The organism is Vibrio sp. 2-1-2a (assembly GCF_032648565.1).
Lineage (GTDB): Bacteria > Pseudomonadota > Gammaproteobacteria > Enterobacterales > Vibrionaceae > Vibrio > Vibrio diabolicus.
Genome location: NZ_WBOH01000001.1, coordinates 454,612 through 479,759, shown reverse-complemented (window position 1 = coordinate 479,759; position 25,148 = coordinate 454,612). Strand labels below are relative to the sequence as shown.

Here is a 25,148-nt window from a genome sequence, read left to right as displayed (position 1 = left end):
GATGTTTGATTACGAAATCTTGCGACTCATCTGGTGGGTACTAATCGGTGTTCTACTAGTTGGTTTTGCAGTAACAGACGGTTTCGATATGGGTGTAGGCGCGCTTGTACCTATTATCGGTAAAAACGACACGCAACGTCGCGTCATGATTAACTCAATAGCCCCTCACTGGGATGGTAACCAAGTTTGGCTTATCACTGCTGGTGGTGCATTGTTTGCAGCTTGGCCTTTGGTTTATGCAACGTCATTTTCAGGCTTCTACTTAGCGATGATTTTGACACTAGCAGCGCTATGGCTTCGTCCTCTGGGCCTAGACTACCGCTCTAAAATCGAAGATCCAAAGTGGCGTAATACCTGGGATATCTGTATCTCAATCAGTGGTTTTGTTCCACCAATCATCTTTGGTGTAGCGTTTGGCAACCTACTACAGGGTGTACCATTCCAATTGAGTGAGTTCTTGATGCCAACATACCATGGCTCATTCTTTGGTCTTCTAAACCCATTTGCACTGCTGTGTGGCTTAGTTAGTTTGTTCATGATTTTGATGCAAGGTTCGACTTGGCTACAAATGAAAACAACGGGCGAAGTGCATGTGCGTGCTCGCAACGTTGCTCAGTTGGCTGGTTTACTGACGGTTGCAGCGTTTGTAGCTGCTGGTTTCTGGATCCAAAATATTGATGGTTACGTCATTGTTGGCGGTATCGACACTAATGCAGCTTCTAACCCTCTAAACAAAGAGGTAATCCGTGAAGCTGGTGCGTGGATGAAGAATTTTGAAAACTACCCACTACTATGGGCTGCTCCTGTACTAGGTGTCGCAATGCCGCTTCTTGCCGTATTGGCATCTCGTCTTGAAAAATGTGCGATTTCGTTCATTACTTCAAGCTTGGGTGTTGCTGGCGTTATCTTTACTGCAGGTTTTGCGATGTTCCCATTCATCATGCCTTCAGACTTAATGCCAAGCCACAGCTTAACAATGTGGGATGCAACGTCATCTGAACTGACTCTGAATCTAATGACAGGCGTTGCGTTTGTTATGGTACCAATCATCCTTGGTTACACGTCTTGGACTTACTACAAGATGTTTGGTCGCCTTGATGATCAGTACATTGAAGACAACAAAAACTCACTTTACTAAGGAGCATTTACTATGTGGTATTTCGCATGGATTCTAGGTGTACTACTTGCTTGTGCATTCGGTATCATCAACGCTCTTTGGTTAGAGCACTCAGAAATGATGGACAAAGACAGTGAGTAATCTCGCTGATAAGGTAGCGCAACTTCACGCTCCGATGGATAAGACTCTGTTAAGAGTCTTATCTCTCATCCTTGGCTTTATGCATGTAGGATTGGTGATGTGGGATCCTGAAGCTTACCATCAAGCAATTGGTGGTTTTAACTCAATCATCGCACCAGCACTGATTTGGTCTGTATGCTCAAGCATGGTTTACGGTGTGGGCTTCAAACCGAGAAACTGGTACTGGCAAGCTTTGTTTAGTCCCTACTTTTCGTTAGCTATCTTAATTTATTTAACGGCACTTTATTTCTTTTAGGCTGAAATACGCTGTAATAAAGTCGGTTACTAAATCATCGAATAAAAGCTAGGTATTTCGCCTAGCTTTTATTTTTTCTACAAATTTCAAAAATATTCCCTTAGCTCGGTACCAATTGCTGTCGCTTCAGTTATAGTAATTACTTTAAAGAATTGAATATATTGGGACTCCCTTGCAAGGCACATCAAATCTCTTTCGCTGGCCGATCACCGTGTACTATGAAGACACCGATGCGGGCGGCGTTGTATATCATTCTAATTATCTAAAATTCTTTGAGCGCGCGCGGACAGAAATGTTACGTGCCAAAGGCATTTCTCAACATGTGTTACTGGAACAAAATATCGGCTTTGTTGTCCGACACATGGATATTGATTTCAACCAAGGGGCAAGGCTGGACGAGCATTTGACAGTATTAACCCGAGTGTCAGAAATAAAACGTGCTTCCCTGCAATTCTGTCAAGAGTTGGTCAATGATCAAGGCAAGATATTGTGCAAGGCCTCTGTTAAGGTAGCATGTATCGATAATAAGAAAATGAAACCAATAGCTATTCCAACCTTTATAAATTCGGAGCTAACAAATAGTGACTGCTGATATTTCCATTTTAGATCTCTTTCTTCAGGCTAGTCTGTTGGTAAAGCTTGTGATGCTGACGTTGCTTGGTATGTCAATTGTGTCATGGGCAATGATCATCAAGCGCAGCAAAGTGCTTTCTCAAGCGTCAAAGAATGCAGAGCAGTTTGAAGACAAATTCTGGTCGGGTACTGATCTTTCTCAGCTTTACCAAAAAGTAAAAGCGCGTAAAGACGAAATTGAAGGCACAGAAGAAATTTTTTACGCAGGTTTCACGGAGTTTGCTCGTCTACGTAAGAGCAACGCAAACTCACCAGCGTACATCATGGAAGGCACTGGCCGCGCAATGCGCGTTGCTGTCTCTCGTGAAGTTGATGAACTAGAAACAAGCTTACCGTTCTTAGCGACAGTCGGTTCTATCAGTCCTTACATCGGCCTATTTGGTACCGTTTGGGGCATCATGCACGCTTTTATTGCGTTGGGTGAAGTAAAACAAGCTACGTTGTCTATGGTTGCACCGGGTATCGCCGAGGCATTGATCGCGACAGCGATGGGTCTATTTGCGGCTATTCCGGCTGTAATGGCCTACAACCGCCTAAGCAATAAAGTGAGCAAACTAGAGCACACTTACGCAACATTTTCTGAAGAATTCCACAGCATCCTTCATCGTCAAGCGATGGCTGGCCGAGACAGCGCGGATAAGGAATAAAGCATGGCGGGTTATCAACCTAAAAAGCGAAAAATGACAGCGGAGATCAACGTTGTTCCGTATATCGACGTAATGCTCGTACTGTTGATCATTTTTATGGCGACCGCTCCATTTGTGACTCAAGGCGTCGATGTTGATCTTCCGAAAACATCGACCGCAGAATCTATGCAAGACCTTGCTGGCGAGACTGACAGTAGCTTTATTATCATCGAAATTGATAGTGAGGGTAATTTAGGCCTAAGCGTAAATGATGAAGAAGTTCAGCGAGGTTTGTCGTTGCAAGATGTTATTGTGCGAGTGAAAGCGGAGCGAGAGGTTAAGCCGGATTCACCAGTTGCGGTAGGTGGCGACGCGGCAACACCATATGCCGATGTTGTTCTATTGCTAGATGAACTAAGTCGAGCTGGTATCCCTAAGGTAGGTCTAATGACCGATATCAGGGAATAGACATCAATTATCTATGAAAGATCACAAGAAGAAACCCAACCAATACACCAAACCTATAGCAATATCGGTTGGTTTGCATGCAATTCTAGTTGCAGCCCTGCTTTGGGGGACGGACTTCAACATGTCTAAACCAGAGCCTACAGGGCAAATGGTTCAAGCTGTTGTCATCGATCCAAAACTTGTGCAGCAACAAGCGAAAGAAATTCGCCAGCAACGCGAAAAGGCAGCAAAAAAAGAACAAGAGCGTCTTGATAAACTGAGACGCGAAGCAGAGCAGCTAGAAAAAAACCGTAAAGCTGAAGAAGAGCAAATTCGCAAGTTGAAAGAACAGCAAGCGAAAGATGCTCAAGCGGCACGAGAAGCAGAAGCTGCACGTAAGAAAAAAGAACAAGAGCGCAAGCAGGAAGAAGAACGCGTTCGCAAAGAAAAAGAGCGAGCTGCTAAGCTAGAAAAAGAGCGAAAGGCAAAAGAAGAAGCTGTGCGTAAAGCTGAGCAGGAGCGTTTAGCAAAAGAAGCCGCTATTGCAAAAGCAGAGCAAGAACGTTTAGCTCGTGAAAAAGCAGCAAAAGAAGCGGAACAAAAAGCACGTCGTGAGCGTGAAGCCGCTGAAAAAGCAGAACAAGAGCGCATTGCAAAAGAGAAAGCGGCAAAAGAGGCGGCAGAGCGAGAGCGCAAAGCGAGAGAAGCTGCGGAACGTGCAGAGCGCGAGCGTAAAGCGCAAGAAGCCGCGCTAGATGATATTTTTGCAGGCCTTGAGGATGAGGTTAGTAAAAATAGTGCTGCTCGAAATCAATTTATTGACGACGAACTTTCTCGAATGTCATCCATCTATACTCAAAATATTCAGCAAAAGTTGATTAAGGATGACTACTTGCTGGGAAAGGAGTGTAGGGTAAACATCAAATTGATTCCGACAGGAACTGATATGATGGTCTCTGGTGTTACCGTTTTGAGTGGCGATACTCGAGTATGTGCAGCGGCGAAGCGAGCGATAGCTCAGGTAGGGACGTTCCCTAAATCTTCAGAAGCTGCGGTAAACGAAAGACTACAAGACATCAACATAACTGTTGCTTTGGACTAAAAGGAATAAGACGTGATTAGACGCCTTTTACTAGGAATGTTTGTACTGTTTAGCAGTATGACAAATGTGGCGAATGCCGCATTAGAGTTGGTCATTACCGATGGTATTGATTCAGCACGACCAATTGCTGTTGTTCCGTTTAAGTGGGAGGGCACTCAAGCGCTTCCAACGGATATTTCTGCTGTTATTGCCTCGGATTTGCAACGCAGTGGTAAGTTCAGCCCCGTTCCAACGAGCAAGATGCCACAAACTCCGTTCAGTGAATCAGAAGTCAATTTTGATGCCTGGACTAATTTAGGTGTAGATGCTCTGCTGACTGGCTCAATCAAACAAAATGCTCAAGGTGATTACGTTATCAACTACCAACTTGTTGATATTGTGCGTGGCCAGCTAACGGGCGGGAAAAGTAAAGCGCTTGGTAGCGATGGCGAATTAGTACTGTCAAAAGATCATGTGCTGTTCAATAAGGTCGCGACCGTTCAAGGCCCTCGCATGCGTGAGTACGCTCACCGTATCTCTGATTTGGTGTATGAGCAGTTAACGGGTGACCGTGGTGCCTTCATGACACGAATCGCATACGTGGTGGTGAATGATAAAGACCGTTTCCCTTACCAACTTCGTGTGGCTGATTACGATGGCTACAACGAGCGCTTGGTTTTACGTTCTAAACAACCATTAATGTCACCAGCATGGTCGCCAGATGGTAAAAAGCTTGCGTATGTTAGCTTCCAAAATGGTCAAGCAGAAATCTTCATCATGAACATCTACACCGGTGAGCGTGAGAAGATTACTTCATACCCACGTCATAATGGTGCCCCAAGATTTTCGCCTGATGGCAACAAGTTAGCGATTGTTCTCTCTAAGACAGGCTCGCTTCATGTTTATACGTTCGATCTTAACACTCGCAAGCTGACGCAAATTACGCGTGGCAGATCAAATAATACTGAACCGTTCTGGCATCCAGATGGAAAATCGTTGATTTTCACATCGGATAGGGGTGGTAAACCACAGATTTATCAAGTAAATTTGGGCAGCGGTTCTATTGACCGTTTGACTTGGCAAGGCAGCCAAAATTTGGGTGGCCAGATTACTCCTGATGGGCGATTCCTAGTAATGGTGAACCGCAGTAACGCAGGATTTAACTTGGCGAAACAAGATTTGGAAACTGGTGCTCTTCAAGTCTTAACTAAGACCTTGCTTGATGAGTCTCCTAGTATTGCCCCAAACGGTGGCATGGTTGTGTATAGCTCGATTTACAACAAGAAAAACGTACTATCGATGGTGTCAATTGATGGTCGATTCAAAGCTAGATTACCGGCAACAAATGGGCGTGTTAGAGCGCCTGCATGGTCACCGTTTTTGTAGTAATAAGTTTGATTAATAAAGGAAAATAAGATGCAACTGAACAAGGTTCTAAAAGGGCTACTAATCGCGCTTCCTGTAATGGCTGTTACAGCGTGTAGTTCAAGCGACGACGCTGCTTCTAACACTGGTGCAGCAACAAACAACAATGGCGCAGTTGAAACAACAGTAGCTACGCCAATTGATCAAAGCGGTCAGCTAACAGAGCAAGAGCTAAAAGAGCAAGCGCTACGTGAAACTCAAACAATCTACTTTGCTTTTGATAACTCAACAATTGCAGCAGATTACGAAGAGATGCTTGCAGCTCATGCTTCTTACCTAAGCAAGAACCCAGCTCTTAACGTGACTATCGAAGGTCACGCTGATGAGCGTGGTACTCCTGAGTACAACATCGCTCTTGGTGAGCGTCGTGCACAAGCAGTAGCGAACTACCTGCAAGCACTAGGTGTTCAAGCTGACCAAATCTCAATCGTTAGCTACGGTGAAGAGAAGCCACTTCTTCTAGGTCAATCAGATGAAGTTTACGCTAAGAACCGTCGCGCGGTTCTAGTATACTAATTCGAGGTAATCCTCATGTTCAGTAACACTAAGCGCGCTGTTGCGCTTACGTTACTGGCAAGTGCAGCGAACTTTGCGTTCGCTGCACCAGCTCCAGTATCCGATCTCAACAGCACATCATCCGTCTCTAAGAGCCGTTCATCTGAAACGGAAGTAGAGCGTCTAGAGCGCTTGCTACAAAACCGCAATCGCGTTCAGCTCCAAATGCAACAGCAAATTGACCAAATGTCACAAGAGATCAGTGAATTACGTGGTCAATTAGAGCGAAATAGCTACGAAATGAAGCAAATGTTGCAACGTCAACGAGAGTTGTTTGTCGAGCTAGATCGTGTGCGTGGAGAAATTAAGTCCGCGCCAGCGCAAGAAGCGAAACCGGCTAAAACAGGTGGTCAGTACACACCAAATGTTGATGAGCAAACGGCATACCAAAATGCAGTCGACCTCATTCTCAAAAAGCGTGATTACACTGGCGCAATTGCAGCGTTCCAGCAGTTCCAGAAAGATTATCCTGACTCCACATACTCAGCGAATTCTCACTATTGGCTAGGCCAATTGTACTTCGCTAAGAAGCAGGACAAAGATGCTGTAAAGAGCTTTGCTGCGGTGGTGTCTTATAAAGACTCCAATAAGCGAGCCGATGCTTTGCTCAAGTTAGGTGAAATCGCTGAGCGTAATAACAATGCAGCTCAAGCGAAAAAGTACTACCAACAAGTGGTTGATGAATACCCAGGTAGTGCATCTGCAAAACTTGCCAGCTCTAAGCTGTAAGACGTTATGTTTTAAAAAGGAAGCTTCGGCTTCCTTTTTCTTTTCCGTTTCTTTATCGGTGGTGATCGAATAAATCGAGAGGAATGGCATCGAGCCTTTTATCCCCATCTTGCAACGGATCCTTTCAATCAGAAATGCTACCTGTAACAAAGATATACGGCTAGATAGCTAGAAATCCCCGCGACAAGTTGGTTTTTGAAAATTAACGAGGTTACAATACTCGGATTAAAGGAAGTTGCGTAGAGCAAGAGCAATGAGCCATATATTAGATAAAATCGACACTGTTTACCCATTCCCACCGAAGCCAGTTCCATTAAGCGAAGAAGAAAAAGCGTCTTACATTGAGCGCATTAAAAAGCTGCTAAAAGAAAAGGATGCGGTACTTATCGCACACTATTATACCGATCCTGAGATTCAAGCCCTAGCGGAAGAAACGGGTGGTTTTGTTGGTGACTCGTTGGAAATGGCGAAGTTTGGTAATCGTCATCCTGCAAGCACACTGATCATTGGCGGTGTTCGCTTTATGGGCGAGTCGGCCAAAATCTTAACACCAGAAAAGCGAATTCTAATGCCAACGTTGGAAGCGGAATGTTCGCTCGATCTTGGCTGTCCAGCGGATAAGTTCAGTGAGTTCTGTGATGCTCACCCTGATCACACGGTTGTGGTTTATGCAAATACGTCTGCCGCTGTTAAGGCTCGTGCCGATTGGGTCGTTACATCAAGTATTGCGCTTGAAATCGTAGAACATTTAGACGCTGAAGATAAGCCAATCATCTGGGGACCAGACCGTCACCTAGGATCGTACATCGCTAACAAAACTGGTGCAGATATGCTGCTATGGCAAGGTGAGTGTGTGGTTCATGATGAGTTCTCTGCTGATGCGCTACGAAAAATGAAGAGCGTGTATCCAGATGCGGCTATTTTGGTTCACCCTGAGTCACCAGCAAGCGTTGTAGAACTTGCCGATGCCGTTGGATCAACGAGTCAGCTGATCAAAGCAGCGAAAGCGCTTCCTCACAAACAAATGATCGTTGCGACAGACAAAGGCATTTTCTTTAAAATGCAGCAACTAGTGCCAGAGAAAGAACTTATCGAAGCGCCAACCGCAGGTGCTGGCGCAACATGCCGTAGCTGCGCACACTGCCCTTGGATGGCAATGAACGGTTTGAAAGCGATAGAGAAAGCGCTTAGTGAAGGCGGTGAAGAACACGAGATCTTTGTTGATGAAGAATTGCGTGTTAAATCGCTCATTCCGTTAAATCGTATGTTGGACTTTGCTGAGCAGCTAAATATGCAAGTGAAAGGTAATGCTTAAAAAGTAGGCGTAACTGAAAGTAAATCTCAAAAACCAGCCGAATATGGCTGGTTTTTTTGTGTCTTACTATCAATGAGTTACTATTGATGCAATCAATGAATGTCGAGGTTATAAATTTATGGCGGTGTGGTTAGTAGTTAAAAAGTGGCTTAGTTCACACCTTTTTAAATTGAGCAACCGAAGTCTTCTCATCTTTAGTGGCTTATATGTGAGCGTTTCTTGGGGGTTGCTCATTCTCGCTGGTGAAACCGCATTAACAGACAGCTTCTCTAACTTTATCTATTACCTTATGGTTACGGCGAGTACGGTTGGCTATGGCGATTATTCTCCAGTGACAGATTTGGGTAAATGGGTTGTTGTACTGTTTGTGATCCCAGGCGGCTTGAGCCTATTCGCTGCATTATTGGGACGTGTCGCTGGAGCAGCGATGGATTACTGGCGAGCGGGTATTTTAGGAAAACGGAGAGTAAGAGTGGAAAACCATATTGTATTGTTGGGTTGGAATGGATCGAGAACGATGCACCTTATTCGCATGTTACAACATGAAGAAGAGGGGAAGCGTCCGATTGTTTTGTGCAGCCGTTCAGAAATAGAAAACCCGTTGCCAGGCGAGATCAGTTTTATCAAAGTGACCAGCTACACGGATTCGCAAGAGATGAAAAACGCCAATATTGCTGAAGCAGCTTGCGTTATTGTTGATAACCTCTCGGACGATATCACGCTGTCAGCCGCGCTGTACTGTGCTTCTGTGAATCCTTCCGCACATTTGGTCGCTTACTTTAAAGATGAGGCGTTAGGCCGTCTTTTAAGTCAACACTGTCCTAAAGCGGAATGCATACCTGCTGTTGGCGCAGAAATGTTGGCAAAAGCGGCGGTAGATCCAGGCTCAAGTGCACTTCACCAAGAGCTATTAGCTTCAACACGAGGCATGACTCAATACTCGGTTATTTATCCTGAAAGGCTGCCAGTAACTACTGTTGAGAGTCTCTTTGTTTTTCTCAAAAGACGTCATCATGCCACGCTAATTGCTTTTGACATTGGCCATGGTATCCAACTCAACCCAGATTTAGATGCAGAAGTACCACCGAGTACCAAGCTGTTTTACATTGCAGATGAACGTATTGAAGATTTTGCATGGAAAGAAATGAACAAGGAACAATAATGCACATGATTGCTGACCTGTTAGCAGGTTTTCCCAACTTTTTACTCTATTTTTCTGTTTCTATTATTTTCGTTTTGGCGTTTAAGTTCATCTACGTCAAGTTTACGCCTTACGATGAATGGCACCTGATCAAAGAAAAGCAAAATACAGCGGCAGCGATTGCACTGAGTGGCGCATTTCTTGGTTATTGTATTGCGATTTCGGGGGCGGCAAAAAACTCAGTCAACATTGTCGATTTTATGGTATGGGGCGTTGTTGCAATGCTGGCGCAGATCATTGCATTTGCGATTGTACGTTTTGTTTTACTTCCAAAAGTGACTGAGCGTATCGAAAAAGATGAGCTGCCTGCCGGTATTGTATTAGCGGCTGTTTCTATATCGGTCGGTGTATTAAATGCCGCTTGTATGACGTACTAGGAGGAACGATGAAGCGGAGTTCTAACGTTAAACGTTCTTCCATGGACAAAAGTTTAAAGCTTGGGAAAATTATTCCCTTTGCTGCTTTTGGCGGTATTTTCTTCTTTGCGACACAAGAATCGAAAACCGAAGGCTACATTTTTTCTGACGCTGATGAATGCAAATCAAACTCGCCAGAGTTCAGTGAGCAGTGTGACATTGCTTATCAAGAAGCTTTGGCTCGCGCCGAACGAAATGCCCCTCGCTACAACAATGAGTTCGAATGTGAAAATGATTTTTACGAAGACGATTGTTACTACAGTTCCAGTTCCCGAGCTTATGTGCCTCACTTTGGGGGCTTCTTTTACAGTCGAGCACTGAGCGGTTTGAAAGGTTACAACAAGAGCTATTACTCTGAACCAATGTATCGCTATAAATCCAAATTCTATAATGGTGCGGGACAATTTTTTGGTTCCTATCGTAATCAGCCGACGAAGGTTGCGACCAGTAACCTAAATAAACGTGGTGGCGGAACTATTGGTAGAGCGATGTCTCGAGGCGGGTTTGGTAAAGCGGTATCGGTCAGCCGAGGCGGTTAATAAGCACTATGTTTCGACGAGAAATACAAGAACGAGAAAACTGGCGTGAGTTAGCACGCCAGTTTGGTTTTGGCTTCCATTCCATGTATGACCAACCGTATTGGGATGAGAGTGCTTACTATCAATTCACGCTTGAGCAAATAGAGAACGATATTGAAGCACCCACTGAAGAGCTGCATCAGATGTGTCTGGCTATTGTGGATGAAGTAGTTCGGAGTGAGCGGTTGCTGACGCAATGTGCGATCCCTGAATTTATGTGGGAGCAGGTTGCTTCTTCGTGGCACCGAAATGAACCCTCACTCTATTCGCGTCTGGATTTTGCATACAACGGAACTTCGCCAGCTAAGTTACTGGAGAACAATGCGGATACGCCGACCAGCTTGTTTGAAACGGGTTTTTGGCAGTGGGTGTGGTTAGAGGATGTTGTAAATAAAGGTCTAATTCACCAGAGTGCGGATCAATTCAACATTCTTCAAGACTTTTTGATTGAACGTTTTTCCGAGATAGCCAAATATCAACCCGGGCAAACCCTTCACTTTAGCTGCTGCAAGTACACTGAAGAAGATAAAGGGACTGTCCAGTATTTAGAAGATTGCGCGCGCGAAGCTGGGTTAGCGACGGCGTTTGTTTATGTCGAAGATATTGGTGCGACGGAAGATGGTCAGTTCGTGGATGCAGATGACAGAGCGATTCGTTGGATGTTCAAGCTTTATCCGTGGGAGTTTATGTTTGAAGAGGAATATGCGAAATACTTAGCGACCGCGAAAGTGAATTGGTTAGAACCCATGTGGAAGTCGATTCTATCCAACAAAGCACTTTTACCGTTATTGTGGGAGCGCTTTCCGAATCATCCTAACCTTTTACCTGCCTATTTTGCTAACGATTCAAAAGCGAACGGTTTGAAAGACTATGTAATCAAACCACTATTCTCTCGAGAAGGCGCAAATATTGAGATCGTCAAAGGTGGGAAACGCGTACTCAAAACGGCAGGGCCTTATGAATCTAAATCCAATATCGTCCAGCAGTATCATCCGTTACCCAAGTTTGGGCAAAGCCATACGTTAATTGGCAGCTGGTTAGTCAACGATAGAGCCGCTGGGATTTCGATTCGGGAAGACACTAGCTTAGTCACGCAAGATATGGCGCGATATATTCCACATGTGATTTTAACATGATCAAAAAAGCTCTCCATCCAGAGAGCTTTTGTCTATTCAGCGGTTCAATCTTGATGGTCGACAGCGTTGTGTCTTATTGTTCTTCAGCTAATGCAACACCGCGCTGAGTAAGACCACATAGCATCACTGGCATGGCATTGAAGATCTCTTCAAACTGTTCTAAGCCTTCCATGCCTTGTTCTGCCAACGTTTCAATGGTCGTTTCTGGATCGTAAAGCATCGTAAGAGAAAGCAAAACACCGCCGAGCAGAGCATTATCTTCGCTGTCCTCTGGCATTAGCGTTTCCCAGTCATCACGAGCAAGTTGCCAACCTTGTAATACACCTTCACAGAAATCACGGGTCTGGCTTGTTACAATATCTTGTTCATCTAACGCGCATCCTTCAGGCCACTGCCAAGATCCTTCTAGAAGAGCAGGACGAGTTTGGTTCCACATTTGTACAATCTCATCAATGTATTGCTCTAATTGCTCACCGTCAGTAAATGGCGCAGTTTCTTCACCACCCCACAAGAATGGCAACCACTCTTGAGGCATTAATACGTTTGGCGCAGCAGCCATAGCTGTTACAAAGCCTTGAGTTTTTGCTAGGTTTAGTAGTTTACCGTCAAGTTCTGGGAGAGAAAGGATGTCTTGTAGTTTCAAAATAGAATACCATTTGTTAATGGGCTGGTTGATTGCGCTCATCTTACCAATCAATTTGTGATAAATCGATATTAGGGAATGATTCACAGACATCTATGGAAATTCGCTCATCACTTAGAAAAAAAAGCATTCTCGCCCTGACACTGTACCTGTGTTTCTTTATCGCAACGATTGGTTCTGTTGCCTATTTGGTTGTCGAGCCTCCGGTTAGGCAAAAGCTAGAGCAAAACCTAGAGTTACGCACCCAACTCCTTGCTCTAGAGATTAAAGAGCCTCTCCTTAGCTCTACCGGTGTATTGAGTAGCCTTGCAGGACTCGCCCAGGGGACTGAAAATATTCAATCTCTCAACACAACAATTCCGCATATTCTCCAATTGAGTGATGAGATGCTCGTCAGTGGTGGCGTATGGCCTAAACCAGAACTCAAAGCTGAACAATGGCGATATAAAAGCCTATTCTTCAATAAAAACAGTGATGGCGGTATTGACCAAATTCACTCCTACAATAATCCTGAATCTGGCGGTTATGACAATGAACCATGGTATAAGGCAGCAGCTGACGCGCCAGTTGGTTCTGTGAGTTGGTCTACGGTTTATATCGACACTTTTACTCAGGTTCAGATGATTACTGCGTCTTCCCCATATTATCAAAACGGTCAATTCGCTGGCGTTGTAACGGTAGACTTATCGCTTGATGCACTTTTTCAGTTTATTCGAGAGCACACGAACCTGCACTCTTTAGGTGTGGTGGTTCGCGATGCTGACTCGAACGTGATTATTGAGCACAACTTCCAACTAACAGACGAAATTTATGTCAGTGAGCTTGATTTTGGAGAGTTCGATTGGCGCATGGAAGTTGTCAACGCGAAAGCTAAAGTAGCCGATCAAGTGTTTGAACAAGTCATGAGTGTTGAGGGGAGGATCATTCCATTCTTACTCTTGTGTGTACTGGTCGGGTATTACTTGCTGAATCGTTACATTGTCGAACCGATTGTCCGTATTGCGGCTAAGATTGATGACTCGAAAACTGGCGGGATCATAGACATTGATTACGATAGCGAAGATGAAATTGGACAGCTCATCGAGAAGTTCAATGAAAAAACCATCTATCTAGAGCAAGAGAGAATAAAAGCCCAGGCTTCGACGAACGCTAAAACGGCATTTTTAGCCACATTATCCCATGAGATTCGTACGCCAATGAACGGTGTATTAGGAACCGCTCAGATATTGTTAAAAACGCCACTCACCGATGATCAACGTAAGCACCTGAGAACACTTTATGACTCAGGTGATCATATGATGACGTTACTTAATGAGATTTTAGATTACTCAAAAATTGAGCAAGGACATGTTGAATTCGAAAATACGCCTTTCCCAATTGAGTCGATCATCGGCAGCATAAAAAGTGTTTATCAAACACTATGTGCAGAAAAAGGCCTTCGCTTTAGAGTAGTGTCTCATTTGCCAACAGGGCGCTGGTACAACAATGACAAAGCCCGTCTGCGCCAAGTATTGTTTAACCTACTAAACAACGCTGTCAAGTTCACCGACCGAGGCATCGTAGAGGTAGAGCTGACCGAGAAATCGAGCAAGGCAGGTACCAAGCTTATTCTCGCGGTGAAAGATACGGGTATCGGTATTTCTCAAGAAGCGCAAAAACGCATTTTCCGTCCTTTTGAACAAGCGGAGTCCTCGACGACTAGGCGGTTTGGTGGTACAGGGCTTGGTTTAGCGATAGTAAAAGAAATTGCCGAGCATATGGGAGGGCATGTGATTGTGCAGAGTCAAGAGAATGTCGGGACAACCTTTACCGTCGAGATCGTGCTTACGCCTTGTGAGCCTGGGAAAGTGGAAGCAGTCAATGCACATAAGCTGAATTGCAAAGGTTTGAAAGCGCTCATTGTCGAAGACAACCGAACAAATGCAATCATTATGGAAACTTTCCTAAGAGCCAAAGGCTTTGAGTGCACAAGTGTTGAAAATGGTCAGCTTGCCGTCGATGAGGTGGCCGTTCAGTCATTTGATTTGATATTAATGGACAATCATATGCCTGTTCTTGATGGTGTTGGGGCGATATCAGCCATTCGAGCGATGAGGTCGCCTGTAAAGTCGGTACTGATCTTTGGCTGCACAGCGGATGTATTCAAAGAAACACAAGAGCGCATGATAAATGTAGGAGCCGACCACATAATTGCGAAACCAATTGTGGAGTCTGAATTAAATGATGCGTTGTATCTCCATGCAGCACGTTTATACCAATACCAGTCGGACTTTGGTGATAATACAACGGATATCCTTGATGCGGAAAAGTGGCTACTAAACTTCTATGTTGCTCTAGATAATGGTCATCTCAACGAAGCGCTAGAGGCTATTTCAGCGATTATTGCTCAAGTCACCCCTGATGCTAATAAAGACGTTTCTTTAGTTGCCGAGCGAATAAGGCGTAACTTAAAGCGTCAGCAGTCTCCAAACCAAGATGATATCGACACATTAACGCTCTTGCTCGCATCATCATAGCTTAATCCATATAGCGCGATTCAACGCAATCATGAATTGTCTTTACTCTTCATACCTAACCTTAGCTGAATCGTCTGTTTTTTCCTTACTTTCAATGAGCTTAGCGCTGCTGTTGGATTCTGTCATAAGAGAAACGGTGCGGCTCTCAGTTGCGCTCACATCGGGAATACTCTGAATTTTTACAACTCAGTAGCATAAGTTATTAGAATGATCGTTTATTCCCCGAACTTTATCCTAACCCTCCATCCAAACAATCACTTATCCCACTTTTTGTGTAAGTTAAATCCGTATTTTTCTACCATTTTTACGTCATTTTAGGCGTTTTTAGTTGTTGGTGGTGAAAAAAACTACTTTCATTTTAAAAAATGGTTATAAATTTACAACTTGATTTCAAATACAGTGCCATACGCTGCTTTTTATGTGATTTAATTGCCTTATTAACTGGTCATTTATTTGTTTGATGGTTGATAGTTTTATTTTGTTTATTGTTGGTGGTATTTAATTTTAGGGGTTGATTAATGAAGTCTCGCGGACCATTTTGTATTCGTCACGCCGCAGCGGATACCTTTGCTATGGTTGTTTTTTGCTTTATCACAGGGATGATTGTCGAGATTTTGATTTCAGGGATGACGTTTGAGCAATCTTTAGCATCACGTACACTATCTATTCCAGTGAATATTGCTATTGCTTGGCCGTATGGCGTTTTTCGTGATTGGGTGCTACGTCAGGGCAACAAGGTATCGCCGTCTTCATTTATGAAAAACGTATCTGATCTGGTCGCTTATGTGCTTTTTCAGTCTCCAGTTTATGCAGGAATTTTATTCGCAGTTGGTGCGTCTACAGACCAAATAGTGACCGCGGTGACAAGTAACGCCATTATTTCTTGCGGTATGGGTGTGTTGTATGGGTACTTCTTGGACATGTGCCGCCGTTGGTTCCGTGTTCCCGGTTATTCTCAAAGTATCTAAATGACCCAGTTTTGCTCAATTTAGTTACTTAGTGAGCAATCGAGTGGAAAAGGGCGCTTTTTTTTATGTTTAGCCTTGACCATCAGGCACATAATCATTAAATTAGCGCCTCGTTAGCCAATGATGCTAACAAAAATTGATTCGGTGAGTTGTCCGAGTGGCTGAAGGAGCACGCCTGGAAAGTGTGTATACGGCAACGTATCGAGAGTTCGAATCTCTCACTCACCGCCACATTCTATAAGCCCTTGTAGTGTAAGAACTTCTTATAATACAGGGGTTTGGTGTTTTAATGTAAGCTGCCTACTGGTACAAAGAGTAGGTACAATGTCGAACATCATGGCAAGTCCTTATAAGCATCCTCAAACTGGTGTTTACTACTTTAGAATGGCTGTCCCAAAAAAGCTGGTTCCTATAATCGGTAAGACAGTCTTCAAAAAATCTCTTCAAACTAAAAATCTTTCTGAAGCTAAACCACGATTTACTGAGTGTCTATCCGATGCACAGAAGCAGATCGCCGTTGCTCAGTTAAAGCTATCTAATTCATCCAATGTCGAACTCAATGTTAGAGACTGCGCAATCATCGCAGAGCGTTGGTATGAGTACGTAAAGAATGAAGTTGACACCTCTGGTAACTACGATTTTTTCCTAAAAAGGGTTTTAGATGCGGAAGGCACAGTCCGTGAATTTGGCTTGTCTGATACTTTGTCCATATGTGGCAACGAGGTTGATACTGCTACCCCTGACCAGCTTCAAGAGCTAGCAGATGAACTAAAAGAGTTTATTGTTACTCAACTAGATAGAGAGGGTTTAGTTGTCTCTTCTCACAGTGAGTCTTTCCGTCAATTAGCAGTAGCTTTCTATCACTACATTCATCGCATCGAAGCGCTATGTAGAGCGCGTTACAACCGTGACTATGGCTACGAAGCAATATCTAATCCTATTGCAGATAAACCTCTATCAGTTAACCCTTTAGCCAATAAACATCAGCCTAAACGCAAAAAGGCATCTCAATACTCCATATCTAATGTGTTTAAGAGGTATCACCAGTCTGAGATTCTTAAAGACAAAGACGCTAAAGCATTGTACGAGGCTGGCCTTCAGATTGAGCGTCTAATCGAAGTTATCGGAGATCTGGATGTTACTGAGGTAACTCGTGCGCATATCGTTGAGTTTCGAGATACATTGCTTCAGTTACCTAAGTCTAAAATTGCAAGTATCAGGAATAGACCTCTTCTAGAACAAATTGAACTTGTAAAGATACAAGGTCTAGAGACTTTAAGTGCTACTACGGTGAAGAACTGTCTACGCAAGACCTCTGTTGTGTTTAGCTATGCCATTGAACTAGGCATCATCGACTCTAATCCACACGTAGGTGTGCGTGTTGCCACGGCGGAGAAGAAGACTGAAGCAAGCGAGGGAAAAGGCTACACTGACTCAGAAATGCGTCGACTGTTCCAAGCTGACGTATTTAATGATGCTAATGCTCGTAAACCTTATGGTATGGCTTGTTATTGGGTTCCTTTGTTGTGCAGATATACAGGTGCACGCCTAGAGGAAATGTCTCAACTACATAAGTCAGATGTATCCCAATCAGATTCAGGCATACATTACCTCAACATCCGTAGAGGTGAGGGGCAAAGCGTTAAGAATAACTCTTCACTGAGACACGTACCTATCCCTGCTCATCTGATAGAACTAGGTTTCTTAGATTATGTTGCGGAGTCAGTTGGCTTCTTGTTCCCTGAGCTTAAAGAGAACAAATACGGTAAGAAATCAGCGGCACTCAGTAAGTGGTGGGGTCAAACAGTCAGGTCTCTAGGTGTACACACAACCCAACCAGCTCATGCCTTTAGGCATACTTTCAAGACGGCTCTGCGCAGATTGGGTATTGCTGATACTGTTAGTGACGCTATTACTGGTCATACTCCAGCGGGTGTAGGCGGTTCATATGGTACGGTTGAGTTAGAGACGAAGAAAGAAGCTATCGACCGTCTCCCTCGTTTAGCTTTAAGTAGGCTATAAGAGTATCACTTAGTTACGGTTTACAGGTGCTATTGTTAAAACGTTCTTCACGAGGTGTTTTAATTTAAGTTATTGTTTTTTTAAGTATTAACTTTTATTGATTTATTTTAAATATCCCTATAGTGACCACCTAGAGATCTTGGCGGTCACAAGTGACCACCCTAGCGTCTTTCCAAAGATCCGCATTACCTTGCGGCTACCGCTGAGACCTCTCTGTGGGGTTCTGCTGTGGCCGCTAGGTGTTCACTATGACTCGTTAGAACATATCGTCGTCAGTAGAATTGTCTTCACAGTATTTAAGGACAACTTTGTCTTCATCCCACTTACGTTTGACTACTATCCCTAGTGATTTCTTGTCTAGGCTATTTAAGGCTTTCCTGAAAGCTATAGGGTTTCTTTTGATTAACTCAATAAGGGTGCTTTGTTGACGAAATATTTCTATTTGTTCTATCTCTTCTTCAGATAAATCATCCTCAAACTTATTACCCTTATAAGCTTTTGCTAACCTACTAATGATTGGAAACCCATCTTTATCAAAGTCACAAAGCGTTACCTCAAACCTCTTCATTAATCTTCTTCTGAGTTTTTCTGCGGCTTTTTGATAATCACTAAACCACTCTTTAAAACTAGGCAAACCAACTTCAGCGCAGGCTTTCTGAGCGTTCACAATGTGTAATCCTTGAGAGTGGCTACAATCAAATAACTTAGCGGTTTCTCTCTTCGAAAGAATCTTTAGGTTCTCCCCCTGCATCAAAGATTGCTTAAACTTGTTTTGCCACATTTCAGACTGATCTAAGGCTGTACCGTGTTCTATGTTCTTAGTGAGAGAATCCAGATAGGCTTCAGCTTCTGTATAACCTCGATAGACCTTTACTGGTACTGAAAGGACTTTGCTTGGGTTATCTTTAAGGAACACATGGCATGCTTCAGTGCGATGGAAACCACTAACCACATACAACTCACCATAAATCTCATAGGCTTCTATTGGTTCTCTGATGCCATTGCCATTTTCTATACTGGTAAGAATATTTTTGAGTTGTCTTTGTCTGCTGTTTATTGAAGCTGCTCTGTCTGCTTTGTTACCGATCAACTGTGTTTGTCTGCTTTGAAACCTTTCATCGAGAACAAGCTGTCTAGGGTCAATTTGCTCTAAAGTATAATGTTTCATCATCTTATACTGCTGGTGGAACTCTATCTTGATTATTAGTTGGTATGAATTAACCTCACAACCACGCTACCGCCTAAGTAATCTGGGTAGGGGGGAGGGTTAGGGGTAAATAGTTTGTTCTTCGATTGCACTGCCTAGTTATTCTTAAAAACCATGTGTGATTGGATTTTTTGATTTTTACTTACATGGCGCTCGTTGATAGTGCTCTTTGTACCGTTGAAAGAGATACGCCTACTTGGGCGGCTATCTTCCGTAAAGATACTCCTTGAGAGCGTAACTCTGAGATACGTTGATGGTTTGTTTTGTTCGTTGGTCTACCTTTATATCTCCCTGCTGCTTTAGCTTTCTCAATACCTTCCTGACGTCTTTCCTGAATCATTGCTAACTCGAATTGAGCTACAGCTCCTAGCATGTTCAGCATGAGCTCAGACATATGATCACTTCCACCAGCATTAAAGCTTAAGTTTTCCTTGTGGAATCTCACGCTAACACCTTGGTTAGTCCAGTCGTTTATTAGCTGCTTTAAATCAACCAAATTACGCGCTAGGCGGTCGATGCTATGAACATGGATTGTATCTCCTTCTCGAACGTAGTCTTTAAGAGCTTCTAATGCTGGTCGTTTGGTTGAACCACCACTGCATTTATCTGTGAAGCTCTTATCAAAGGTGATACCAGAATCTGTAAGTTGACGGTCTGTATTTTGGTCTGTGGTCGAAACACGTAGATAAGCTATGTGTGCCATTAGGTGTACCCGTTTAACTCTTAGATGATAGAAATTTTATTGTGGTCACAATTCAAATTCAACCCTATTGGGTACTGTTTTATCAAGGTTTGACCGTAGTCGTTTGGGTATACCTAAAGAATACAGGTTACACTAAATCAAAGAAAAGCAACTTATGGCATACTTCTATATCTATCTAAAAATGGAAACTTACAAGGCTGGCTATGTCACACACTGAAACTGGAACACCTAGAGTAAGTGATTCAAACTTACTTAGAATATTTCTTGATAAAACTTTACTGAACGTTGAAGAGTTAGGACTAACCAATCAAGCAAAGGTAGTGATTGTAATTCAGAATACTGCATTTAATGTTCTTATGTCTGGTTCAGGAATAGATGATGAGTTTAATTGTTATGTGAAGGACGGAGAGCTTGAGCATCCTTTTATTAATTCTTTAAGGAAAGAAAATAGCAGTAGCCAAATCACTCAGATATTTCTTCAAGATAGAGGTATACATGCTAGTTTGCATGTTGAATACTGCCGTTCGCCAAATGGTCTCGTTGATACAATTAAAACACTAAGTCAGAAGTTAAATAGTGCCAGTATAAAAGTCATAGGACACATAAATGGGTTACTTACAGATAGTCCCTTGAGTGGTTATCTACAAAACTCAGAATTTGATATGGCATCTGTGCACCATGACGTTCTTACAAGGCTTGAAGGTTTAAGTCTTAATCTTATTGAGAAGCAGAATGAACAAATAAAAAGGTTAGATGAAGAAAAGAAAGCGTTCATTGATGACCAGTTAGAAGAGTTTTCAAAGAAAGTCACGAAATTAGAGTCTGACCATAAAGACAAGCTTACGGACTTGGAGGAAAGTTACCAAGCAAGAAATACAGAGTTAGATGAAAGGGAAAAGGAGATAGAGGATGCTGACAACACTACGGCTAGACGAAAGACAACAACGAGCATCCTTGATGAAGTACAGGCTAAGGCTAGGCGCTTTGACTTCTCGGTAGCGGTCACACGCCGATCTTGGCTAGCTTGTTGTTTTGCTATATTACTTGGCTTTATAGGTGCATTTAACGCTTTTACAGCAACAAACCAACTTTATAGTTCTATCCAAAATAATAGTTCTCTCTCTGGAACCATTGCTGAAGCGTTATCCGTAGAAAACACTGAGATCATGCAGGAGGAGGTTAAGGCTGCGTTATCAAAGCAAGTAAATGACTCACAGCAGTTTATGTGGTTCCTTTACATCAAGATTTTCTTTAGTTCAGCTTTACTTGTGTCTTCCATAATTTACCTTATCAAGTGGTTTAACTCTTGGGCAGATCGGCTTGCTCAGCAGGAGCTAGATAACCAGTTGTTTGTTAGGGATCTAAACCGAGCTCACCTTGCTATAGAAATGTCTCTAGAGTGGAATGAAAAGAAAGATGGGGCTATTCCAGATAGGTTATTACAATCTTTAACTGATAATTTGTTCCAATCAACAGACTCTACACCTAAAGAAATACTGCATCCGGCGGAACAATTAGCTTCAGCTTTGGTGCGCAGCGCTGACAAAATTAACGTCCCGTTCGCTGGGGGCAACCTTGAGGTTTCAGGTAAGAAGCTTGGGAAAACTAAATCGGCAGTAAACGATGGTTAGAAGTTTAGGTCTCACACTTGTTAATTCTGCTCCTTAGGTTTTAGAAGAGGTACAAAAAACTGGTACAAATTCTTAAAGCAGTGTATTGTTAAGTTGTTGATTTAAATTATTTTAAACTTGGTAGCTAGCAATCGAGAGTTCGAATCTCTCACTCACCGCCACATTTGAGCCCTAGCAGAAATGCTGGGGCTTTTTCGTATTACGCGACAAGTTCAATCCCAGAGCTGTATATCGTATTGATTCTCAATTACTCATTGAGTCGGCAAGCCCTTCAAAAAGCCTCCTTTTTTATTCATCTTTTGTTACACATTTTCCGTACAGGTAGTGCGTTTTTATTCGCATGTTGTGATGAGCGTTCCTTATTGAATTTTCCATAAAATCAATTAATTGTTGAAATTAGAACGCTTGTCAAAAAGTCATCAGATATCATGTTTAATAGAGTCTTTTACCTAATGGGATACTCTATTTGTTTGATATAATTTCTGGCAGTTTGTATACCATAATTAAAGAGAGTCTATTCATGTTCCAGAACTTAACGATCAAGCAGAAGATAGTGATTCCGCTGTCACTGATTATTGGATTGTTTATTGTGAGCTCTGTATTAAACGTTATGACAAGTTGGAAACAATCTGAGTTGAGTGAAACACTTAACGAGCAGATAGTGCCGAACTTATTAACGATTGAGGATGCTTACCGCGATCTTTACCAAGCTACATCTGCAATCCAAGGTGTTGCTCTTTCTGATACTCAAACCGATATTGACCACCACATCGGTGAATACAAAGACAACGCATACAAGGCGCTGCCTCGTATGGAGAAAATGATTGAGCTATCGCAAGCTGGCGTGATGCCTTCTTCGCACGGTAATGAAGTGAGAAAGCTTGTCTCCCTAGGTGAAAAATGGTTGGCGAGTTATGAAGCGATGTTGCGTTTACCTCAATCACAATGGCTTGGTTACTACAACGAACACAAACACACCTTTGAAAATCAGTTTATCGAGGTAAGAGCGCAACTGAATGTTGTGAAAGATGCGATAGAAGAAAAACAAAGCCTATTGAAAGATGAAATCTCAGCAGCCGCAACACGAGCAGAGTTAATTCTTGAAGCGGGCATTGTGATTGTTATTCTGGCCGCTATTGCGATGGCGTTTTTGTTGTTGCAAACCGTCGTGAAGCCTATCAACGATATCAAAAATGCGATGACAGAAATTGCTTCTGGTGAAGGTGATTTAAGCCAGCGAATCGATGTGAAAACACAAGACGAAATTGGCAATTTAGCGAACGCGTTTAATCAGTTTGTGTCTAAAATCCAAGCGACAGTTTCTCAAGTAATTGAAAGTTCGAATACCTTGCGTAATGAGATGGAAAATCTTAGCTCGTTGACCACGACCATCGCGAATTCGACCGTTTCACAGCAAAAAGACAGCGAGGCGGTAGCGGCGGCAGTGCATGAAATGCAAGTCACCAGCAGAAATGTCAGCGATAGCGCTAACGAAGCTGCGGTTGCGAGCCAAACAGCGAATGATGAACTTACCAATACCAATGTTATTTTGGATCAAACCGTTAGCTCAATTCGTAGCCTCGCAAGTGAAATCGAAAGTGCAAGCCACGTCATTAACACATTGGATCATGATGTGAGTAACATTGCTTCTGTATTGGATGTCATTCGTGGTATCGCAGAGCAAACGAACTTATTGGCGCTTAACGCAGCGATTGAAGCGGCTCGTGCAGGAGAGCAAGGGCGAGGCTTTGCTGTTGTAGCCGATGAGGTCCGCTCGTTAGCCAGTCGCACACAACAGAGCACGGGTGAAATCCAAACCATGATTGAAAAGCTACAATCTGGTGCGGGACAAGCCGTAGAAGTGATGCGTGGTAGCCAAAATAGCAGTGATGAAACAATTCAATCGGCAGGGAGAGCGAGTCAATCCCTTTCTGAAATCTTGAACGCGATTTCACGTATGAACGAGATGAACACACACATTGCAACGGCTGCGAGCCAGCAAAGTACGGTAAGTGACGAAGTAAATAGCAACGTACAAGGCATTGCAGATAGCAGTACATCTATTGTGGAAGTCGTCAACCAAGCGCAAGCATCTTTAGCCATGTTATCAGAGCAAACCCAGCGCTTAGATCATCAGGTTAGTCAGTTCAAAGTATAAGCTTGAGAACTGCAGTCTCACTGACGAAATAACCCGCTTCTTAGTGGGTTATTTTTTAGATAAGGGTCGAACCTGGCTTGTGAAGGCTCGACTATATTTACATTCCTCTTTTACTTAACTTTGTATACCAGAGGTGCAAATAATCCTAGACAGCGGTGACAAACTCTGTACAGCGTGATGATGCTTTTATCATCACTTTTGCTGCTTTTTAACCATTGCAATTGCTCACAGGAAAGTGTGATTTCCAACCCAAAATCTTCAAATTTGAGAACTTCATTACACCTTTACCATAAACGTTTTTCGTAAGCGTATAGAACTGTAAATTTTGTTGTATGTACAACACTGGGTAATTATCATCCTAATTAATTTGTTCTGGATATACATCCGTTAGTCATCATTAAGTCATTCTAGAAGTTTTTAGCAAGGAATCTTGAAGGCTTGTAGGTAAAAGAGAGAAAAATTCATGAGACGTAAAACCACGCTATCTCTGCTGATTGCGTCGAGCCTTTTTGTGGTTGGATGTCAACCTAGCGAAGAAGGAGCGAGCCAAGGTAGTGGTCCTGCGCCCGCAACCGAAGTTGAAGTGTTAACGGTGGAACCAACTCGCCAAGCGTTAACTGTCGAGTTGCCAGGTCGTAGCCGTGCATTCAAAGAAGCGGAAGTTCGTCCGCAAGTTACAGGCATTATTTCAGAGCGAAATTTTGTTGAAGGGGGCCTTGTTGAACAAGGACAGTCCCTATATCAAATTGATGATTCATCATTTCAAGCGGATTTGCTGAGCGCTGAAGCGGAATTAATCCGAGCTCAAGCAGCGGCAGAATCGACCCATGCCACAGTGAAGCGTTACAGAACCTTGATCACCAAAAAGTCCATCAGCCAACAAGATTTGGATGAAGCAGAAGCAGCATACAAGGAAGCGCAAGCACAGGTCCTAGTCGCAAAAGCGAAGATCAATACGGCAAAAATCAATTTAGATTACACGCAAGTGAAAGCTCCGATTAGCGGTGTGATCGGTAAATCGAGTGTGACGGCGGGTGCGTTGGTTACGGCTAACCAAGCAGCCAAATTAGCGACCATTCAGCAGCTTGATCCTATCAACGTTGATATTGTGCAATCATCCGCGCAACTGCTGCGTTTAAAAGCGGCTCTTTCCCAAGGTCATATGCAAGAAGATGATTCTGCGCAAGTTACATTGATGCTTGAAGATGGCAGCACGTACGAACATAAAGGCACGATGAAATTTACCGAGGTCAATGTGAACGAAAGCACGGGTAGCGTGACGCTTCGTGCTGAATTCCCAAACCCTGACGGTTTGTTGCTACCAGGAATGTTTGTTCGTGCGACGGTTATTACTGGTGTTGACCCTGACGCGATTCTGATACCACAAAATACCGTTTCTCGCGATGCGACAGGCAAAGCGACAGTGATGATGGTGAATGGTGAGAACAAAGTGGAAGCGAGACCAGTGAAGACAGCCGAAGCGATCAATAATCAATGGCGTATTATTGATGGTTTGAAAGCGGGCGATAAAGTCATTACTGCTGGGTTACAAAAGGTAGGTCCAGGTAGTCCTGTAACTATCCAAAACGGTGAACAGGAGTAATC

General features: G+C 43.3%; 24 protein-coding genes and 1 tRNA gene. 22 read left to right on the top strand and 3 right to left on the bottom strand.

Annotation, left to right across the window (positions count from 1 at the left end):
- Nucleotide 1: 1 nt before the first annotated feature.
- The 15 genes from cydB to F7Y48_RS02215 all read left to right on the top strand — a co-directional run bounded on the left by cydB (nucleotide 2) and on the right by F7Y48_RS02215 (nucleotide 11,695).
- Complete coding sequence (cydB, locus tag F7Y48_RS02285) at nucleotides 2–1,138, top strand: cytochrome d ubiquinol oxidase subunit II (RefSeq protein ID WP_006742909.1); 1,137 nt, start codon at nucleotides 2–4, stop codon at nucleotides 1,136–1,138.
- Between the two features lie 12 nt (nucleotides 1,139–1,150).
- Nucleotides 1,151–1,258, top strand: coding sequence for a cytochrome bd-I oxidase subunit CydX (gene cydX, locus F7Y48_RS02280; protein WP_000270284.1), 108 nt, complete (start codon nucleotides 1,151–1,153; stop codon nucleotides 1,256–1,258).
- The gene (ybgE, locus tag F7Y48_RS02275; protein ID WP_041852976.1) at nucleotides 1,251–1,553 is read left to right on the top strand and encodes a cyd operon protein YbgE; all 303 of its coding nucleotides are present in this window, start codon (nucleotides 1,251–1,253) and stop codon (nucleotides 1,551–1,553) included. The genes cydX and ybgE overlap by 8 nt, the downstream gene beginning before the upstream one ends.
- A gap of 172 nt (nucleotides 1,554–1,725) precedes the next feature.
- A complete protein-coding gene (gene ybgC / locus F7Y48_RS02270) occupies nucleotides 1,726–2,145 on the top strand; it encodes a tol-pal system-associated acyl-CoA thioesterase (protein WP_012841975.1) in 420 nt (139 codons plus the stop codon).
- On the top strand, nucleotides 2,135–2,833 hold the full coding sequence (gene tolQ, locus F7Y48_RS02265) for a protein TolQ (RefSeq protein WP_005378301.1): 699 nt from the start codon (nucleotides 2,135–2,137) through the stop codon (nucleotides 2,831–2,833). The genes ybgC and tolQ overlap by 11 nt, the downstream gene beginning before the upstream one ends.
- A gap of 3 nt (nucleotides 2,834–2,836) precedes the next feature.
- Complete coding sequence (locus F7Y48_RS02260; RefSeq protein ID WP_005378298.1) at nucleotides 2,837–3,280, top strand: ExbD/TolR family protein; 444 nt, start codon at nucleotides 2,837–2,839, stop codon at nucleotides 3,278–3,280.
- A 13-nt stretch (nucleotides 3,281–3,293) separates the two neighbouring features.
- On the top strand, nucleotides 3,294–4,361 hold the full coding sequence (tolA, locus tag F7Y48_RS02255; protein WP_316680322.1) for a cell envelope integrity protein TolA: 1,068 nt from the start codon (nucleotides 3,294–3,296) through the stop codon (nucleotides 4,359–4,361).
- A 12-nt stretch (nucleotides 4,362–4,373) separates the two neighbouring features.
- The gene (gene tolB, locus F7Y48_RS02250; RefSeq protein WP_005390758.1) at nucleotides 4,374–5,726 is read left to right on the top strand and encodes a Tol-Pal system beta propeller repeat protein TolB; all 1,353 of its coding nucleotides are present in this window, start codon (nucleotides 4,374–4,376) and stop codon (nucleotides 5,724–5,726) included.
- 30 nt (nucleotides 5,727–5,756) lie between these two features.
- Nucleotides 5,757–6,281 (top strand): peptidoglycan-associated lipoprotein Pal, encoded by a 525-nt coding sequence (pal, locus tag F7Y48_RS02245; protein ID WP_005378293.1) that lies wholly within the window; start codon nucleotides 5,757–5,759, stop codon nucleotides 6,279–6,281.
- Between the two features lie 15 nt (nucleotides 6,282–6,296).
- The gene (gene ybgF / locus F7Y48_RS02240) at nucleotides 6,297–7,049 is read left to right on the top strand and encodes a tol-pal system protein YbgF (protein WP_006742904.1); all 753 of its coding nucleotides are present in this window, start codon (nucleotides 6,297–6,299) and stop codon (nucleotides 7,047–7,049) included.
- Nucleotides 7,050–7,302: 253 nt separating this feature from the next.
- On the top strand, nucleotides 7,303–8,364 hold the full coding sequence (nadA, locus tag F7Y48_RS02235) for a quinolinate synthase NadA (protein ID WP_005390762.1): 1,062 nt from the start codon (nucleotides 7,303–7,305) through the stop codon (nucleotides 8,362–8,364).
- Nucleotides 8,365–8,482: 118 nt separating this feature from the next.
- Nucleotides 8,483–9,526, top strand: coding sequence for a potassium channel protein (locus F7Y48_RS02230; protein WP_243327128.1), 1,044 nt, complete (start codon nucleotides 8,483–8,485; stop codon nucleotides 9,524–9,526).
- A complete protein-coding gene (locus F7Y48_RS02225; protein WP_152812465.1) occupies nucleotides 9,526–9,942 on the top strand; it encodes a DUF350 domain-containing protein in 417 nt (138 codons plus the stop codon). Before F7Y48_RS02230 ends, F7Y48_RS02225 begins: the two co-directional genes overlap by 1 nt.
- A gap of 8 nt (nucleotides 9,943–9,950) precedes the next feature.
- Nucleotides 9,951–10,520, top strand: a complete 570-nt coding sequence (locus tag F7Y48_RS02220; RefSeq protein WP_005390768.1) for a DUF1190 domain-containing protein — start codon at nucleotides 9,951–9,953, stop codon at nucleotides 10,518–10,520.
- An 8-nt stretch (nucleotides 10,521–10,528) separates the two neighbouring features.
- A complete protein-coding gene (locus F7Y48_RS02215; protein WP_316680312.1) occupies nucleotides 10,529–11,695 on the top strand; it encodes a glutathionylspermidine synthase family protein in 1,167 nt (388 codons plus the stop codon).
- A 73-nt stretch (nucleotides 11,696–11,768) separates the two neighbouring features.
- On the opposite strand, the gene F7Y48_RS02210 is transcribed toward F7Y48_RS02215, so the two are convergent.
- Nucleotides 11,769–12,380: a YecA family protein gene (locus F7Y48_RS02210; protein ID WP_005390772.1), complete on the bottom strand. Its 612-nt coding sequence runs from the start codon at nucleotides 12,378–12,380 to the stop codon at nucleotides 11,769–11,771.
- Between the two features lie 53 nt (nucleotides 12,381–12,433).
- Between F7Y48_RS02210 and F7Y48_RS02205 the strand changes: the two genes are divergently transcribed.
- From F7Y48_RS02205 to F7Y48_RS02190, 4 genes are all read left to right on the top strand, one after another.
- Nucleotides 12,434–14,854, top strand: coding sequence for an ATP-binding protein (locus F7Y48_RS02205; RefSeq protein WP_316680309.1), 2,421 nt, complete (start codon nucleotides 12,434–12,436; stop codon nucleotides 14,852–14,854).
- Between the two features lie 518 nt (nucleotides 14,855–15,372).
- Entirely contained in the window at nucleotides 15,373–15,822 is a 450-nt protein-coding gene (locus F7Y48_RS02200) for an L-alanine exporter AlaE (RefSeq protein ID WP_005390779.1), read from the top strand.
- Nucleotides 15,823–15,965: 143 nt separating this feature from the next.
- Nucleotides 15,966–16,053, top strand: a tRNA-Ser gene (locus F7Y48_RS02195).
- 93 nt (nucleotides 16,054–16,146) lie between these two features.
- The gene (locus F7Y48_RS02190) at nucleotides 16,147–17,844 is read left to right on the top strand and encodes a site-specific integrase (RefSeq protein WP_316680306.1); all 1,698 of its coding nucleotides are present in this window, start codon (nucleotides 16,147–16,149) and stop codon (nucleotides 17,842–17,844) included.
- Between the two features lie 256 nt (nucleotides 17,845–18,100).
- Here the strand turns inward: F7Y48_RS02190 and F7Y48_RS02185 are convergent, their stop codons facing one another.
- Nucleotides 18,101–19,015, bottom strand: coding sequence for a hypothetical protein (locus F7Y48_RS02185; protein WP_029847542.1), 915 nt, complete (start codon nucleotides 19,013–19,015; stop codon nucleotides 18,101–18,103).
- A 178-nt stretch (nucleotides 19,016–19,193) separates the two neighbouring features.
- Complete coding sequence (locus F7Y48_RS02180; RefSeq protein WP_020840356.1) at nucleotides 19,194–19,754, bottom strand: recombinase family protein; 561 nt, start codon at nucleotides 19,752–19,754, stop codon at nucleotides 19,194–19,196.
- A gap of 203 nt (nucleotides 19,755–19,957) precedes the next feature.
- Here F7Y48_RS02180 and F7Y48_RS02175 point away from each other — a divergent pair, with 203 nt between their 5' ends.
- The 3 genes from F7Y48_RS02175 (at nucleotide 19,958) to F7Y48_RS02165 (ending at nucleotide 25,146) form a co-directional block, all read left to right on the top strand.
- Nucleotides 19,958–21,385, top strand: a complete 1,428-nt coding sequence (locus F7Y48_RS02175) for a hypothetical protein (protein WP_145532286.1) — start codon at nucleotides 19,958–19,960, stop codon at nucleotides 21,383–21,385.
- A gap of 520 nt (nucleotides 21,386–21,905) precedes the next feature.
- Nucleotides 21,906–23,543, top strand: coding sequence for a methyl-accepting chemotaxis protein (locus F7Y48_RS02170; protein WP_253643755.1), 1,638 nt, complete (start codon nucleotides 21,906–21,908; stop codon nucleotides 23,541–23,543).
- Between the two features lie 463 nt (nucleotides 23,544–24,006).
- Complete coding sequence (locus F7Y48_RS02165) at nucleotides 24,007–25,146, top strand: efflux RND transporter periplasmic adaptor subunit (RefSeq protein ID WP_258687430.1); 1,140 nt, start codon at nucleotides 24,007–24,009, stop codon at nucleotides 25,144–25,146.
- Nucleotides 25,147–25,148: the final 2 nt, after the last annotated feature.